18 protein-coding genes are annotated in these 15,914 nt (G+C 67.9%); 9 read left to right on the forward strand and 9 right to left on the reverse strand.

Annotated elements, in window-relative coordinates; all coding sequences use genetic code 11:
* The first annotated feature begins 443 nt into the window (after nt 1-443).
* Nucleotides 444-1,820 carry a replicative DNA helicase gene (dnaB, locus tag BGO91_RS02495; RefSeq protein ID WP_290471295.1) on the forward strand — a complete coding sequence of 459 codons (1,377 nt, stop codon included), beginning with the start codon at nt 444-446 and terminating at the stop codon, nt 1,818-1,820.
* A gap of 374 nt (nt 1,821-2,194) precedes the next feature.
* A complete protein-coding gene (locus BGO91_RS02500) occupies nt 2,195-4,018 on the forward strand; it encodes a hypothetical protein (protein ID WP_290471296.1) in 1,824 nt (607 codons plus the stop codon).
* Nucleotides 4,019-4,083: 65 nt separating this feature from the next.
* Here the strand turns inward: BGO91_RS02500 and BGO91_RS22140 are convergent, their stop codons facing one another.
* The 3 genes from BGO91_RS22140 to BGO91_RS02510 all read right to left on the reverse strand — a co-directional run bounded on the left by BGO91_RS22140 (nt 4,084) and on the right by BGO91_RS02510 (nt 5,820).
* Nucleotides 4,084-4,605 (reverse strand): NUDIX domain-containing protein, encoded by a 522-nt coding sequence (locus tag BGO91_RS22140; RefSeq protein WP_366925284.1) that lies wholly within the window; start codon nt 4,603-4,605, stop codon nt 4,084-4,086.
* Nucleotides 4,606-4,661: 56 nt separating this feature from the next.
* A complete protein-coding gene (locus tag BGO91_RS02505; protein ID WP_366925285.1) occupies nt 4,662-5,228 on the reverse strand; it encodes an AAA family ATPase in 567 nt (188 codons plus the stop codon).
* A gap of 214 nt (nt 5,229-5,442) precedes the next feature.
* Nucleotides 5,443-5,820 (reverse strand): cupin domain-containing protein, encoded by a 378-nt coding sequence (locus BGO91_RS02510; RefSeq protein WP_290471298.1) that lies wholly within the window; start codon nt 5,818-5,820, stop codon nt 5,443-5,445.
* 70 nt (nt 5,821-5,890) lie between these two features.
* On the opposite strand from BGO91_RS02510, the gene BGO91_RS02515 reads away from it, so the two are divergent.
* Both BGO91_RS02515 and BGO91_RS02520 read left to right on the forward strand, forming a co-directional pair.
* The gene (locus BGO91_RS02515) at nt 5,891-6,349 is read left to right on the forward strand and encodes a MarR family transcriptional regulator (protein ID WP_290471299.1); all 459 of its coding nucleotides are present in this window, start codon (nt 5,891-5,893) and stop codon (nt 6,347-6,349) included.
* 26 nt (nt 6,350-6,375) lie between these two features.
* A complete protein-coding gene (locus BGO91_RS02520) occupies nt 6,376-6,771 on the forward strand; it encodes a hypothetical protein (protein ID WP_290471300.1) in 396 nt (131 codons plus the stop codon).
* On the opposite strand, the gene BGO91_RS02525 is transcribed toward BGO91_RS02520, so the two are convergent.
* Nucleotides 6,764-6,937: a hypothetical protein gene (locus BGO91_RS02525; RefSeq protein ID WP_290471301.1), complete on the reverse strand. Its 174-nt coding sequence runs from the start codon at nt 6,935-6,937 to the stop codon at nt 6,764-6,766. The genes BGO91_RS02520 and BGO91_RS02525 overlap by 8 nt on opposite strands.
* Before the next feature lie 100 nt (nt 6,938-7,037).
* Complete coding sequence (locus tag BGO91_RS02530) at nt 7,038-7,742, reverse strand: GNAT family N-acetyltransferase (protein ID WP_290471302.1); 705 nt, start codon at nt 7,740-7,742, stop codon at nt 7,038-7,040.
* Between the two features lie 68 nt (nt 7,743-7,810).
* Between BGO91_RS02530 and BGO91_RS02535 the strand changes: the two genes are divergently transcribed.
* Complete coding sequence (locus BGO91_RS02535) at nt 7,811-8,263, forward strand: HTH domain-containing protein (protein WP_290471303.1); 453 nt, start codon at nt 7,811-7,813, stop codon at nt 8,261-8,263.
* On the opposite strand, the gene BGO91_RS02540 is transcribed toward BGO91_RS02535, so the two are convergent.
* Nucleotides 8,260-8,541 carry a hypothetical protein gene (locus BGO91_RS02540; RefSeq protein WP_290471304.1) on the reverse strand — a complete coding sequence of 94 codons (282 nt, stop codon included), beginning with the start codon at nt 8,539-8,541 and terminating at the stop codon, nt 8,260-8,262. The genes BGO91_RS02535 and BGO91_RS02540 overlap by 4 nt on opposite strands.
* 230 nt (nt 8,542-8,771) lie before the next feature.
* On the opposite strand from BGO91_RS02540, the gene BGO91_RS02545 reads away from it, so the two are divergent.
* Nucleotides 8,772-11,573, forward strand: a complete 2,802-nt coding sequence (locus BGO91_RS02545; RefSeq protein ID WP_290471305.1) for an Ig-like domain repeat protein — start codon at nt 8,772-8,774, stop codon at nt 11,571-11,573.
* 111 nt (nt 11,574-11,684) lie between these two features.
* Entirely contained in the window at nt 11,685-12,221 is a 537-nt protein-coding gene (locus BGO91_RS02550; RefSeq protein WP_290471306.1) for a hypothetical protein, read from the forward strand.
* Here BGO91_RS02550 and BGO91_RS02555 read toward each other — a convergent pair whose 3' ends face one another.
* Nucleotides 12,222-12,923 carry a Pr6Pr family membrane protein gene (locus BGO91_RS02555; RefSeq protein WP_290471307.1) on the reverse strand — a complete coding sequence of 234 codons (702 nt, stop codon included), beginning with the start codon at nt 12,921-12,923 and terminating at the stop codon, nt 12,222-12,224.
* 97 nt (nt 12,924-13,020) lie between these two features.
* Between BGO91_RS02555 and BGO91_RS02560 the strand changes: the two genes are divergently transcribed.
* Nucleotides 13,021-13,620, forward strand: coding sequence for a DUF308 domain-containing protein (locus tag BGO91_RS02560; RefSeq protein WP_290471308.1), 600 nt, complete (start codon nt 13,021-13,023; stop codon nt 13,618-13,620).
* Complete coding sequence (locus tag BGO91_RS02565) at nt 13,617-13,922, forward strand: hypothetical protein (protein WP_290471309.1); 306 nt, start codon at nt 13,617-13,619, stop codon at nt 13,920-13,922. Before BGO91_RS02560 ends, BGO91_RS02565 begins: the two co-directional genes overlap by 4 nt.
* 82 nt (nt 13,923-14,004) lie before the next feature.
* On the opposite strand, the gene purB is transcribed toward BGO91_RS02565, so the two are convergent.
* Entirely contained in the window at nt 14,005-15,384 is a 1,380-nt protein-coding gene (purB, locus tag BGO91_RS02570; RefSeq protein WP_290471310.1) for an adenylosuccinate lyase, read from the reverse strand.
* 78 nt (nt 15,385-15,462) lie between these two features.
* On the reverse strand, nt 15,463-15,846 hold the full coding sequence (locus BGO91_RS02575) for a phage holin family protein (protein ID WP_290471311.1): 384 nt from the start codon (nt 15,844-15,846) through the stop codon (nt 15,463-15,465).
* Nucleotides 15,847-15,914: the final 68 nt, after the last annotated feature.

Raw genomic sequence — 15,914 nt, forward strand, 5'->3', positions numbered from 1 at the left:
CTTGTACACAGGGCGACACGCCCGGACAACGTGTTTCACCACAGTCCCCGAACTACTTTCTACACACAACCTGGGGATAGAAAAAAACCTGCTCAGCGGCTATTTTTCGACAGAAATATCTTCCCTGTCCACAGAGTTCCCCACATGTTCTGCACAAGCACCGCGGCGTTTCGCGCAGATTCTCCACACAGTTATCCACAGGCCGAGTTGTGCACCCCCTGCCGGGTTCGTAGGGTGAACCGACGCCGATGGAACGCCCGCCGGATGGACCGGTTCTGTCGGTGGTCGGAGAGACCATCGGAACGCTCCGGCGCGCGGTTCCCGAGCCGGAGATCGCCGGTCGTCGAACCGGCGGCGCGCCTGCGGGCGCCTCGAGGCCTGGCGGCGAAGCTGAGACTGCGACCACGCGTGCGTGGATGCTGCGGTCAGAGTGAGGAGAGAACGTGTCGATCGCCCATATCGGCCTCGCCGACGGAGGCGCACCAGCGACCGAGGCTCGGAGCACCGAGCGGACTCCTCCTCACGACCTGCTCGCGGAGCAGAGCGCGCTCGGCGGCATGCTGCTGAGCAAGGACGCGGTGGCCGACGTGGTCGAGGTCGTGCGCGGCACCGACTTCTACATCCCCAAGCACGAGATCATCTACGACGCGATCCTCTCGCTCTACTCGCACGGTGAGCCCACCGACGTCATCACCGTCACCGACGAGCTGACGAAGCTCGGCGAGCTCTCCCGCGCCGGCGGTGCCGAATACCTGCACACGCTCACCAGCCTCGTGCCCACCGCGGCCAACGCCGGCTACTACGCCAACATCGTCACCGAGAAGGCGCTGCTGCGCCGACTGGTCGAGGCCGGCACGCGCATCACGCAGATGGGCTACAAGGCCGAGGGAGAGGTCCTCGACCTCGTCAACAACGCCCAGGCCGAGATCTACTCGGTGACGGGCGCCCAGGAGGCCGAGGACTACGTCCCCCTCACCGAAGCCGTCACCGTCGCCATCGACGAGATCGAGGCGGCGAGCCACAAGGACGGCTCGATGACCGGCGTCCCCACCGGGTTCAGCGAGCTCGACGAGCTGACGAACGGCCTCCACCCCGGCCAGATGGTCATCGTCGCCGCCCGACCCGCGCTCGGAAAGTCGACCCTCGCGCTCGACTTCGCCCGCGCAGCGGCCATCAAGCACGACATGCCGACCATCTTCTTCTCCCTCGAGATGGGGCGCAGCGAGATCGCGATGCGCCTCCTCTCCGCCGAGGCCACCGTCCCGCTGCAGAGCATGCGGAAGGGAAAGGTCGACAGCAAGGACTGGACGACCATCGCCTCCACCCGCGGTCGCATCAACGACGCCCCCCTCTACATCGACGACAGCCCGAACATGACCCTCGTCGAGATCCGCGCCAAGTGCCGCCGCCTCAAGCAGCGCGTCGGCCTGAAGATGGTCGTCATCGACTACCTCCAGCTCATGACGAGCGGCAAGCGCGTCGAGAGCCGCCAGCAGGAGGTCTCCGAGTTCTCCCGTGCCCTCAAGCTCCTCGCCAAGGAGCTGCAGGTGCCCGTCATCGCCCTCTCACAGCTGAACCGTGGCCCCGAGCAGCGCGCCGACAAGCTCCCCGCCCTGAGCGACCTCCGCGAGTCCGGCTCGATCGAGCAGGACGCCGACATGGTCATCCTGCTCCACCGCGAGTCCGCCTACGAGAAGGACAACCCCCGCGCCGGCGAGGCCGACCTCATCGTCGCCAAGCACCGCAACGGCCCCACCAAGACGGTCACCGTCGCCTTCCAGGGCATGTACTCCCGCTTCGCCGACATGGCGCCGATGTAAGGCTGTAATGTCGACCGTCGCCGTAGATTGTCTCCCCGCCGCGAAGCTTGTCCGTTTTCGTGTGGTGGACAATCTAAGTGGCGGGTTCTGTCGCCCGACCTCGCGCTGTATCGACCGATGAAGAGTGCTCGCGACGCTTCCGATCAAGGACAAGGCGGGTCGCGGGTCGAGTCGGAAGTCCGCCTCAAGGCGAGTGGCGTATCTGTAGAGATAGACGCCTCTTCGCCGGCCCTTTTGTGGGACATGTATACGGTAATCAGCCGTCCAGCCAATTGCTCCCATCGTCGCGCCCGCTTTGCGGCGCAACGGCGTTTCGGACCTCGACCCCCATACGAGCGCTGGCCGATGTCGGCGGCGATGGGTAGCTTTGCCGCATGGCTAACGTAGAGAAAGTGTTCGTTGTGCACGGCAGAAATGCCGCTGCGCGTGATTCGATGTTCACTTTTCTGCGTTCGCTCGGGCTGAAGCCGATCGAGTGGGATCAGGCGATCGCTCTCACCGGCAAAGGATTCGCTCGCCTGTGGCCGAGCGGTAAGACGGAACCCAACCCGTTCCACAACATCAACTACTCAAATAGCTCGCAGACGAACCTGGTTACTGTTCCAGTAGGCGCTGACGGGTCGATCAAGCTTCACAACGTCTCTGGTGACACCGTCCACTTCATTCTGGACGTCGAGGGCTTTTACTCGCCTCTGGTCACTCAGATCAGCACCCCGACAACCAGTCAAGTACTCGGCACCAGCACGCCGGTCATAGCAGGTACTGGGAACGCTGGCGCCACGATCACCGTCTCCGCGGCCGGCAGCCCAATCTGCACAAGCACTGTAGATACAGTCGGCAGCTGGCAGTGCATCCCAGGCGCACCGCTTGCCGACGGTGTCACCACGTTCTCAGCGACACAATCTCCTGCAGCAGCCGTCGCGGTGCCCAGGGTCACTGTGAGCATCAAGGCCCCGACTATGTCGATCGCCTGTCCCGCGCCGTATACGAACGGCGGCTGGACCGACACGTTGCCTACGTCGCCCATCGCCTGCACCGTCACTGTGGATGCCCACGGGATCGCCGGAACTGAGTTGGTGACGACCCTCAATGAGGCTCCCACAGCTGACTTCACTCCCGTCAGCGCAAGTTCGGGCCTCACTACCACGGTGAACATCCCCAACCGCTCGGGCTGGTACAAGATCACGGCAGGTCTGGTAACTCAGGCTGGTCCAACCCCTCCTGTCCAATACAGTTTTGGCCTGAACGACGGAACCCCCAGTGACGCGGTCGCTTCCATCCGAAAAGCAGACCCCACCGTCTTCGCGAATCTCGCCGCAACCACGGGCGGCGGCGCTATTGCAGCCCAAGCAACTTCCCAGGACGGTACCAAGGTGGTGGTCCCCACCGTTCCGACCGATGGCATCTCCGTCTCGACCACCGATCAGGCGATCACGAATCCGGATACGGGCGCAACCACTACACTCCCGGCGTCAGCCGCGAAAATCGGTCTGCCGGTCGACGGTGGCACGAGTAACGCGTCCCCCGAGACACCTGGGGTGGTTACTTACGCTGGCGCCAATGCAACCACCACCGTGCCTGTCACCAAGGACGACGGGCGCGTCCAGATCGCCACAACCATCCGTGACGCCTCAGCGCCACACGCCTACATCTACCCACTCGCCCTACCCGCCGAACAGTCCTTGAAACTCGAGGCCGATGGGTCGGTGAGCATCACAAACACGAACGGCGACATGGTCGGCTTTATCCCCGCCCCGTGGGCGAAAGACGCTACCGGCGGCAACGTGCCCACCCACTTTGAGATCAGCGGAAATCAGCTCACACAGATCGTGGACTTCACCGCCAACACGGCGTTCCCCGTCGTTGCAGACCCGCTGATCACCTTCGGCTACGCTCAAGGTCCCGGCCTGTACATAAACCTAACCGGCGGACAAATGAAGACCATCGCGGCCGCCGTGATAGCGGTTGGGGGCGCAAGCGGATACTTCATCTGCAACGGGAAAGTGAAGCTGCCCCCCTATGTCGCTTGGTTCGCGCGTATCGCCTGTGCTGCGGTGGGGTCGATCTCGTTCGAGCGGCTGACCAAGGTAATCATCGCGATGTCGAACAATAGGAGCTACGGTTGGTTTTCCTGCTATCAGACCCGACTCGGGGGGTCGAACAAGTTCATCTCAACCTCTAGCAAGAATTGCAGCTGAATATGGCCAAATGGGACTGGGCAGGGCTCATCGCCGTCGCAGCGATCGGCATTGGCGGGTATTTCCTAGGCCTGCCGTGGTGGGCGATCGGAATAGTCGGCGCAGCCTACGCAACGGTCCGAATCATCCTCGAAGTGGCCTGGCGGCACCGACGCGGCCCGGACAGACCGAACTCCGATCGCAGCCCGTCGCGCGAGTGACCGGGAGCACGTGCGGCACCTCGTAATTCGACCGAGCGCCACGGAGTAGTTGTGGAGATGGGTCTGGGATACGGGGATCCATGTCGGTGCATAGGTGTTCGTCTCGGACGCTCGGCTAGCCTCGGGCTCACCAACCGTCAGATCGGTCGAGTCAACGCGCACCCGAAAGTAGAACGCCGGCGCCTCGAGATCGACCGGTACGTCGATCAGCTCCGAATCGTGACCCTCTAGACCGGTCTCCTCGCGCAATTCCCGTATGCACGCCTCGGCGAGGCTTTCGCCGCGCTCGACTGCGCCGCCCGGAAGCACGCTGTAAGCGCGCCCGTCACTTCTTCGGTTGATCAGAAGAACATCGTCACCATCGAGAACGACTGCGGCGGCGCGAATTCGCGTTTCCCAACCCTAGCCGCGCCGCGCTTGCAGTCCGAGATCCTCAGCGGGCGTCACGCACGCGGGAATGAGCGAGGCTCCCAACTCAGAACGGCGTCGCGCAGTTCTTGCACGGGCTTCGCGCTGTCGAGCCGGAGGACCGGTCGATCAAGCTGATTGAGCCATGCCTCGTGGGTGACACGGCTCCTGCCATCGAACGATGGGTCGTCGTAACGGCTGGCCCAGTCGCGGAATTCCGACCAAGCGACCTCATCGAACTCCATGACGGCGCGACGTCGGGCCTCCCGTGACTCGAGGCGTCGCAGCCGCTCCTCGGGATCGAGCGTCAAGAAGACGACAGCATCGCACTCCGCGACGACGCTGTCACCCCAGCCGCTCACCGACCCGGAAAGAACCCATGCTTCGCGTGGCACGAACACGTCGCGCATAAGGGCCAGCCGGGCGTCCTCTGACCGCTTCTGAACGAATGGCGTGCTTGTTGGCACCCAGAAGTAGTCATCTGCGTCCGCGTGAGGAACCGACCAGCAGTCCGCCAGCGCCCGACCGAGGGTAGTCGTGCCGCTACCGCTTGCTCCCAACACATGCACTCTCGACCGTCGCATGATTCGATCTTGACGCATCTGCTCACGCCGAAACGGACCCTGAGCGGACGACGCCACGATTCGCTCAGCCTTCAGCTGCTGAGCTCTGAATCGGTGTGTTCGGTCAGCCGACCGGCGGCCGCCAGACAACTCGCTCTCCAGGTCGGAACTTCCTCAAGGGCGGCGACATCCCTTCACTCTAAGATCGCGACGGCTCAGCGTCCTGAAAGCCCGCGCCGTGGCGAATGAACCCTCACTGCGCCCACGGCGGTTTGACCGTGTTCGTGGTCCCTTCGATCGTGAAGGTCATTCCGAGCGGGGTGACGATCCACGCGGTCGCGGGTTCCTCGGTCTCGTTGCTGACGCGGAAGCGGGATCCTGCGGGAATGGTGACGGCGTCGCCGGGAAGCAGTTCGGCGCGCTCGTCGCCGATCTCCACCTGCACCCTGCCGGAGAGGACGCGGAACACCTCCTCGACCGACATGTGGTGCGGGACGCCGGGCGTATTCGGGGGGAAGGCGGCCTGCCAGGCGCCGAGTGTGCCGGCACCGGTTGCCGAGCGTGCGTATGAACGGAATAGCACGCCGTGCACGGTGAATTCTTCTGCATCTTCGGGCTTCGTCAGAAGCATGGTGCTCCAATCGGTCAAGCAGGTTGACGATAACGGTCAACGAGGTTGACTGTCAAGATAGGATGGGCTCGTGCACGACGACCTGCCTGACAATGCGGTTCCCTTCCTCCTTCTGGCGAGCTTCCGAGGGTTGATTGACGAGTTGCATCGCCGTCTGGCCGAGCGGGGGTTCGGCGATGTGCGGGCCCTCCACGGAATGGCGATGCAGGCGATAGGCGGCGGATGCACGGCGACCGAACTCGCGAAACGGCTCGGCGTCTCCAAACAGGCGGCCGCCAAGACGGCCCAGGCCCTCGGTGCGCTCGGGCTGCTGCACAGCGAGATCAATCCGCGCGACAGACGTGAGCGGCGCCTCAACCCCACCCCGCGCGGAAACCTGATGCTGGCCGAGTCCGGGCGCATCCTGACGGAGCTCGTCGGAACCTGGCGCGAAACCGTCGGCGACGACGACGTCGACATCACCATCCGCACGCTCGCGGCCACCGACCACGGACGACGGTCGATGACCGACGTGTCCGACTGGTTGTAGGCAGGAGCCTGCGGCGAATGAGGCCGATGCCTGCACCCCTCTTCGTGCGATTCCGTTCGGCGACCGCGAATGCGCGTGGTGTGCAGGTCGGTGTCTTCGCGCTCGCCAACGGCCTCGCGCGCGCCGGGAGGCTGAGCGCGGACGAGTACGCACTGTGGAGGCGCAGCAACGACTGGTTCGAGGCCGCCTACGCAGAGCCCACGCTGGCGGACCCGGCCGTCTACGATCGTGCCGTCCATCCCGGGGCGGTCGCGTGGTTCAAGCTCACTGCCGTCGAGCTGATCCAGAAGACGACGCTCTACACCGAGCTGTTGGATGCGCACCAGGTGGCGTGGGAGAGAGTCGAGACCGCGGACCCGGGGCGGATCGTCCACGAAGACGACGTCCAGGTGGTCGCGGTCCCGTGGCGCGTTGCTACGTGAACACCTTCTTGAGCCACAGCAGGTAGGCGACCGCGAAGACGACCACGATCCCGATGTTCGTTCCCAGCCGCCACCAGAAGTGCTCGCGGAGGAAGAGCACATCGAGCGTGACGATGAGCCCGCCCATGACGACGAGGTACACCACGACGAAGATCGTGTGCTTCACGACGTCCTCCGTCCGCTCATCCCACTGCGATTATGCGCCTGGGAGGACCACGCGCGCGTGAGAGGGATCTCACGGTCGCCCGCGCATCGCATGAGTCCGATCACTCCGTGCTGAGGCGTATTCCGAGATTCCGCCCGTAGAAGGTCAGCCCGAACCGCCGCGCCATCGCGAGGGAGGCTGGATTGTCGTCGCGACAGCGCCAGCGGGCGAACCCGCCGCCGTGCCGGATCGCAGAATCGAGTGCTGCCGCTGCAGCGGCGGCGCCGTATCCGCGGCCGCGATTGTGCCGAGACGTCAGGACGCCGACATCGCTCCGTGCTCCGGCCCACTCCGACAGAGCCGCGACGGCCACCAGACCACCGTCGACACGGACGCCGAACAGCTGAGAGCCGGTGTCGAGGATCCCGGCCTCGTCGATCTCGGCCTCGTCCTCTCTGGCGAGGAAGGCCTCAAGCTCCGTCGTGCTGACCGGCGGCGCCGGAACGGCACGAGGAATGGTGCGTTCGGTGGAGAGGAAGTGCGATGCAGGCCCGAGGACGTGCGGGCGCAGGTCGCGGAGCCCTGCCTCCCAGAAACGTGGATCCATGAGGTCGGCGAGGGTGCCGCTCGAGACGAGCGGCTGGATCTGTGCCGCGCGCGCAGTCTGGGCGCGGATCCGGATGCACGACCCGACACTCATCACATAGACCCCGTCCCAACCGTCGGCGGCGTAGGTCGTGTGCACGCCTCCAGGCCACACCTCTCCCCCACTGGCCTGGAAGACATCCGCCCAGTAGGAATCCGCGACCGAAGCGACGTCGACCATGTCCGCAGCCTAGCCGTCCGTACTAGCCTGCCCTGGAGCCCGACCACGAGAAGGGACCGCTCGATTCCATGACGACGCAGGCGTTCGACCCGATGGCCGCGCTGAAGCGGCTGCTGGAGGCCGGTGCCCTCTCCGAGGAGGCGCTGCAGGCCGTCACGGGCATCCAGCCGGAGCGGCTGCGGGCGTTCCTCGACGAGCATGCGGGCGCGCCGATCGGTCTCACCGCTCGACCGCAGGTGCTCTCGGACGACGAGATCGCACGGTTGTCCGTGTTCCCGGTGCTCCTGACGGAGGGACTGGCCGTCGACGACGATGAGCGCCTCGTCGCGATCTACGAGACGCTGACGATCGAGTTCCACCTGACGACGCTGAACATCGCGCGACTGATCGGACTCGACCCCGACGACGTGGAGGCCGCGCTGAGCGACCCACGGAGCGTGTCGAGCGAGACGAGGTACCGGCTCGCCATCGCCGGGGGCTACCTGCTCAACGCAGTGAACCTGGCGCGACGCCGCGGTTAGTCCGCGCCGAGCAGCGCCATCAGTGATTGCACGGCGACGACGAGGCCGATGACGACCAGGCCGCCCGCGACGGAGGCGGCGACGGCGACGAGTCCGCGCCGCGTTCGGCGACCGGCCAGCGTGTGCGGGGTGAAGGCGGCGGAGGAGATCTTGTCGATGTTCGGCGCGACGATGGCGACGTAGGGCTCCTGCGGATCCTGCGGGAGGCCGTACGGAAGCGGGGTGTCGGGGCCTGTCGGCCGGAACACGCCGTCCTCATCCTGCTGCATGTCGATCACGTTCCCCCTTCGGCCGCGATGACCGCAGTCTACACACGGCTCCGTTGCCCCCAATTCGAGGGAAAGAGGGCGATTTCGGGCATTCCGGACCCTGAGAACTCACTAATGTCATAACGACTGAGCACCGAAGCCGCCCCACCGCTGGTTCGCACCCGACACGACCGGCCCAAGGTGGCACTCCTACCCGAACCCGGCGCGTCCTAGCGCCGCCGTACCCGCCCGAGGTTTCTTTGCGCCCGAAAACAGGCGACCGTCCCGCAACGGTCGCGTCGATCTCCCGTTCCCTCTTCTCCGGCGTCGCCGCTCTCGGCGTCGCCGCACTCGTCCTCACCGGGGCCACGGCGTCGTACGCCGACCCCGCGTCGCCGCCGGCCCAGACGACCTTCGTCAACGAAGGGTTCACCGGGACGACCGCGGGCAGCGGCTACACGCTGCCCGGCGCGCCGTCCGGTACGAACAAGGCGTGTCTGACTGCTCGCACCACGACGACGACCACCGCCACCGACACCATCCCGGGCTGCGGTGGAGCAGCGGATGCCGACGGCAGCGGTGCGCTGCGCCTCACGTCCGCGACGCTCAACCAGACCGGCGGCGTCGGCGCGAAGCAGTCCGTGCCGATCACCAAGGGCATCGACGCGATCTTCGACAGCTACCAGTACAACGGTGCGCCCGACCAGACCGGGATCACGGCCGACGGCATCGTCTTCTACCTGGCCGCGACCGACCCGTACAACCCGGCGGTCCCGACCCAGATTGGCATGCTGGGCGGATCGCTGGGCTACAGCGGCACGAAGTCCGGCAGCGGCCTCGCCCACGCCTACCTCGGCATCGGCCTCGACCGGTACGGCAACTTCAACCACCCCGACTTCGAGGGCAACGGCTGCAGCCTGACGCCGACGCGCGTGCGGTACCCGGACAGCGTCACGGTGCGCGGCCCCGGCAACGGGACCACGGGCTACTGCGTGGTGAAGTCGACCGCCAACACGCCCCTCACGGGCTCCCTGAGCAAGGTGGGAGCGACCTCCCGCGCCCAGGCGAAGGTGCCGGTCGAGATCGTCATCAACCCGACCGCGAACCCGATCGCCGCGCAGCGGGCGACCACCGTCACGGTCGCCGCGGGTCAGTTCGCCGTGATCTTCACTCCGATCGGCGGCAGCCAGCAGGTCCTCAGCGGATCCCTCCCGACGCTCTCCCCCACGTCCAACGCCGCCTCCATCCCGGCATCGTGGATCGACCCGGCCACCGGATACCCGTACAAGCTCACCTACGGCTGGGTCGCCGGCACCGGCGGCGCGTCCGACATCCACGAGGTCAACTACCTGGAGGCCAAGACGGCCGCCGGTCCGGTGCCCGTGCTCTCGGCCACCGCGGGAGGCGATACCTCGGTGGCGCACGCCGGCACCGGCAACTACACGATCACCCCGACGGTGACGACCGCGGGCGGAACCGAGTCGCAGCTCGTCCGCACCACGACCACCTTCCCGGCGAACGTGCAGCCCACGCAGCCGACCGACCTCCCGACCGGATGGACGTGCACCATCCTGGGCCAGGTCGAGACGTGCGACTTCGCGGTCAGCGAGGCCTCGCCGATCCAGCCGGGCACCGACCTGCCGACGCTGTCCCTCCCGTACACCGTCTCGGGCAAGGCCCGCAGCGCGACGATCTCGACGGTCGTCGCCTCCACGGACGCCGAGGCCGTCACGGTCTCCGGCACGATCGCGGTGCAGAAGCAGCCGGTGCGCGTCACCGCCGGCGACGTGACCGTCGAGCACGGTGCGACCGCGACGCTCACGGCGACGATCGCCTCGAGCGCAGCATCCGCGGCCACCGCGCCGACCGGTGCCGTCACGTTCACCGACGCGGCGACGGGCGACGTGCTCTGCACCGCCACGATCGCGGCCGGAGTGGCCAGCTGCACCGCGGCGGCGGGCGACATCGGCACGCACACGGTGCTGGTCGGCTACGCCGGCGACGACGATCACGTCGCTGTCGCGGGCACCGACCGCGCCGAACTGACCGTCACGGTCACCAAGGTGTCCACGTCGGTCGCGCTCACGGTCGCCCCCACGGAGGTGCCGTACGGCACCGCGGCGACCCTCTCCGCGACCGGTCTGCCGGCCGACGCCACCGGGACGCTCACCTTCACGAGCGGCACGACGACGCTGTGCACCACGACCCTCCCGGTCACCAGCTGCCCGACCGGCACGACGCTCGCCGCGGGCGAGTACCCCGTGACCGTCTCGTACTCGGGGGACGGCGTCTACCGTGCGGCCGGCTCGGCGGAGGCCACGCTGGCCGTCCGCAAGGCGGTCTCCACGATCGACAACGGCGGACCCGGACAGGGCGGCAACGGACCCGGCGGTACCGACCCGGACACGGTGACCGTCACGCACGGCAAGACCGTCGACGTCACCGTCGACGGTCTGCCGAAGGACGCCACCGGGACGATCTCGTTCGTGACGGACGACGGCACCGTGCTCTGCACGGCGACCCTGCCCGAGACGACCTGCGCCATCCCGGACACCCTGCGCGGCGGCAAGTACACCGTCCACGCGGAGTACAGCGGCGACGACAACCACGAGCCGGCCACGGGATCGACCTTCACGCTGGTGGTCGCACCGCAGCCGACGACGCTCGCCGCCCGGCACGCGTTCGCCAGCGGCGCCGTGACGCTCACCGCGACCGGCCTGCCGACGGGCGCCACCGGCACCGTCACGTTCGCCGACGCGACCGGGCGCACGCTGTGCACGGTGACGCTGCCGGCCACGTCCTGCCAGACGACGGCCCTCGGCGCCGGGACGCACGCCGTCACCGCGAGCTACAGCGGCGACGCCTCGTTCGCGGCCTCCACCTCGCAGGTATCCGTCACGGTGGCCACCGCCGCTGCGGCCGGCGGGCCGGCACTCGCCTCCACCGGCTCGAGCATCGCGATCGGAGCGTTCGCCGCCATCGCGGCCGCGCTCCTGGCCGCGGGCGTCGCGCTGCTGCTCGGCCGCCGCCGCGGAGCCCACGGAGCCCGTCGCGACGCCTAGCATCACGCGGAAGCAGGAGGGCCGTCTCATCACGAGGCGGCCCTCCTGCGTACCACCCGGATCATCCTGCGGGATGACGCGCGGCCGTCCGCTCGGCGCTGTAATGGAGGTATGAACACGATCCTCCTCCCCCTTCTGCAGAGCGCCGGCGCGGTCGCACTCGCGGTGGTCGCGTTCTCGCTGGCGTTCACCTGGACGGCGCTGCGCGCCCCGCTGGACCGCCTGAGCACCGAGCGCTCGCGCCTCCTCGGCTACCTCGGCCTCGGGACCGTGCTGCTGCTCGCGGCCGCCGTCGTCTACCTCGTCCCCGGCCTGCTGCTGCGGGACACGATCGGCCTCGCCCTGGCCTTCCCGCTCGCGGCCGTGTGGCTGATCGCCGCCGCCGCCCTCATCGTCACGGGCCTCGTGCAGACCGGCGCGGCCCGAGCCGTCTCCTACTCGTTCGCCGTGGTGTCGTTCGCCGGCGCCGCCGCGGGGATCGTCTCGGCCCTGTGCGCCCAGCACGGCCTCGCCGACCGCGTCACCCCGACCGGCGCCTTCCTGCTGGCCATCGGCGCCATCACCGCCGTCGTGGTCTGGTCGGGACGCGAGGACGACGCAGCCTCCCGTGCCCGCGAGCCGAGGATGGGACGGCCCGCGGTCCGCTGATCAGGCCGCCGACCCGCTCTCGGCCGGGAGCGGTCTGCTCCCCCGCCAGCGGCGCGAGACCCACACCACGCCGTACCCGGCGCAGAGGATGACCACCGCGATCAGCACGATGTAGAACGTCACCGAGAGGTAGCCGTTCGCCGAGGTCGCCGGGTTGAGGAAGGGGTACGGGTACCAGGGCTGCTTGCCCGTGTTCGGGTCCGCGGCAATCGGCGCTCGCAGCAGGGTGTAGACGGCCCACACGATCGGGAAGGCCGCGATGCCCCAGACGACCCGCCGGCGCAGCGGAGCACGGCCCGGCGCGAGCAGCCAGTCGAGCAGCATGTAGAGCGGCGCGATAACGTGCAGCACCTCGTTGGACCACGCCACCGTCTGACCCTGCGGCAGCGGGATGTTGCGCAGCAGGAGGTTGTAGACCACGCCGGTGGTGACCATGTAGGTGACGACGGCGGCACGGAGGGCGGTGAACCATCCCGGATCGTCGTCCGACCGGATGAAGAGCAGCACGGCGCCGATGGCCAGCACCACCACCGTCGCGATGTTCGAGTCGATCGTGAAGAAGCTCAGAAAGTTCGTGATGAGCCCGGCGATGCTGCCGCCCTTGTCCGTGGTCTGGGCGATGCTGCTCGCGAGCTGGGCGATGATCGCCGCCAGGGTGACCAGGGCCATGACCGCGCGCAGGGCGCCGAAACCGATCCGCATGGCGCGATCGTAGCGGTCGCCGGCACCCGCGCGCGGCAAACGCGCAGGTAGGCCACGGCTAGACTGGACGGGAAACCTGTATGAGAGAGGTCGCCGAGTGGCACCCGCCGTTCCTGCCCAGATCCAGGGGATTCAGACTCCGAGCCGATACTGGGTCGTCCCCGCCGTGCGCGCCGTCATCGCGCTCATCGCGGCCGTCGTCGTCACCTTCACCCAGGGGGCGCACACCCCCGTCTTCGGGCTCGTCGTCTTCGGCTGCTTCGCGATCGCCGACGGCATCGCCACCGCCGTCCTGACGTTCGTGTTCGGGCCGCGCTCGCTGACCCGCACCCTCTTCGTCATCCAGGGCGCCATCGGGGTCGTCGCGGGCGTGCTCGCCCTGACGCTCGCGAGCAGCGGCCTCGGCCTGTTCCTCTACCTCGTCACCGTGTGGGGAGCCCTCACCGGCTTCCTCGAGCTCTACAGCGGCCTCCGCGACCGCGGCCGTGACGCCGCCGCCCGCGACTGGCTGGTGACGGGAGCCCTCACCGCCGTGCTCGCACTGGTCCTGCTCCTCGTCCCCGCGGACGCGCTGCTGGCCGTCGGGCTGTTCGGCGCCTGGGCCGTCATCGTCGGCGTCTTCCAGGGCATCGGCGCCGTCTCCCTGCGCTCCGCGACGCGGTCGCACGACGTCGCGGGACGGACGGAGACCTCGTGACCAAGCGCGACAAGAAAGCCCCCAGCGTGACCTCCAGCCTCAAACCGACCCGCCGCGACCGCTTCCTGCCCGTCGAGCTGCTCGCCATCTCGGGCGGGCTCGGGATCTTCACCGGCCTCATCGTGCTGATGGCGACCCGCGAGTTCCTCCTCGCCGGCATCTTCTTCGGCGTCGCGTTCATCCTCGCGCTGGTGCTCATGGCGCTCTTCGCGCTCGCGTTCAAGCCGAACGCCGCCGAGGTGAAGGACATCCTGGAGCAGGACGCCGAGTCCCGCGACAAGGACAAGCCCTCCGGCCACTGAACCGCAGACCACCGCGTCCCCGACGCACGAGAGGCCGCCGGCACGACGCCGGCGGCCTCTCGCGTTCGCGGGAGGGATGCGGTCAGAGCAGCGCGACCAGCTCCGAGGCGAGCCCGACGTAGCCGGCGGGCGTGAGCTCGAGGAGCCGGTTCTTGGCCGCCTGGCTGATGTCGAGGCCGTTCACGAACTCGGTGAGGCCCGCGTGGTCGACCCGCTTGCCGCGTGTGAGCTCCTTGAGCAGCGCGTACGGGTCGGTGATCGTCGAGCGGCCGGCGGTGACCTCGGCGCGGATCACGGTCTGGATGGCCTCGGCGAGCACCTCCCAGTTGGCGTCGAGGTCGGCGGCGAGGGCGTCCCGGTCGAGCGAGATCTGGCCGAGGCCGCGCTGGATGTTGTCCAGGGCGAGCACCGAGTGGCCGAGGCCGACGCCGATGTTGCGCTGCGTGGTCGAGTCCGTCAGGTCGCGCTGGAGGCGGCTGGTGACGAGAGTCTGCGAGAGGGAGTCGAGCACGGCGCTGGAGAGCTCGAGGTTGGCCTCGGCGTTCTCGAAGCGGATCGGGTTGACCTTGTGCGGCATCGTCGACGAGCCGGTCGCGCCGGGCTCCGGCACCTGGCGGAAGTAGCCAAGCGAGATGTACGTCCAGAGGTCGGTGCACAGGTTGTGGAGCACGCGGTTGGCGTGCGAGATGCGCGAGTACAGCTCGGCCTGCCAGTCGTGCGACTCGATCTGCGTGGTGAGCGGGTTCCAGTCCAGGCCGAGGCTGCTGACGAACTCGCGCGAGATGCGCGGCCAGTCGGCGCCGGGGTCGGCGACGAGGTGCGCCGCGAAGGTGCCGGTGGCGCCGCTGAACTTGCCGAGGTACTCGGTCTGCTCGACCTGCTTGCGGATGCGCTCCAGACGGTGGACGAACACCGCGAGCTCCTTGCCCATCGTCGTCGGCGTGGCCGGCTGACCGTGGGTGCGGGCGAGCATCGCGTCGTCGCGGTACTGCAGCGCCTGGGCGCGCAGCTCGGCGACCACGGCGCGGAACTTCGGCAGCCACACCCGGTTGACCGCGGCGCTGACCGTGAGCGCGTAGGAGAGGTTGTTGATGTCCTCGCTGGTGGCCGCGAAGTGCGTCAGCTCGACGATGTGGTCCAGGCCGAGGGCGTGGAGGCGCTCGCGGACGAGGTACTCGACCGCCTTCACGTCGTGCTTGGTGGTGGCCTCCAGCTCGGCGAGCCGGTCGATCTCGGGCTGGCCGAACCCGTCGGCCAGGGCCCGCAGCGAGCGGATCTGCTCGGCCGACAGCGGCGACGAGCCGAACATCCGGTGCCCGGTGAGGTAGATGAGCCACTCGACCTCGACCTGCACGCGCGCCCGGTTGAGGCCCGCCTCGGAGAGGTGGTCGCCGAGCTCGGCGACGGCGGAGCGGTACCGGCCGTCCAGAGGGCTCAGGGGCTGGGGAGGCAGGGCGGTCATGGGACTCCTCGCGAGGATCGGCGTGTGGGGTTCGCCGCCTATTCTCCCATCACCGCGCGCCGGGCGCTCCCGCCCCGGTCAGCTGCGGTTGGGGCGGACGATCAGACCGAACAGCCACGCGATGATGCCGAGCACCAGCGCGCCGAGCACACCGGCCCAGAAGCCGTCCACGTGCAGTCCGAAGCCCATCGCGTCGCTGATCCACGAGACGATCAGCAGCAGGAGGGCGTTCACCACCAGCGAGATGAGCCCGAGCGTGAGGATGTAGATCGGGAACGCGACGACGCGGATGGCCGTGCCGATGACCGCGTTGACCACGCCGAAGATGACCGCGATGAGCAGGTACGTCAGCACGGTGGCCGAGGTGGTGTCCTCGAACGGGTGCACGGAGACGCCGCTCACGATGAGCGTCGTGAGCCACAGCGCCAGGGCGTTGATGATGACCTTGAGCAGGAATCGCATGCGCCCATCATCCCAGGCGCGGCGGAATCCAGACAGGGGCGCCCGGCAAAGGAATTCCCCCGGAGGAA

The organism is Leifsonia sp. 71-9 (assembly GCF_001898805.1).
Lineage (GTDB): Bacteria > Actinomycetota > Actinomycetes > Actinomycetales > Microbacteriaceae > Leifsonia.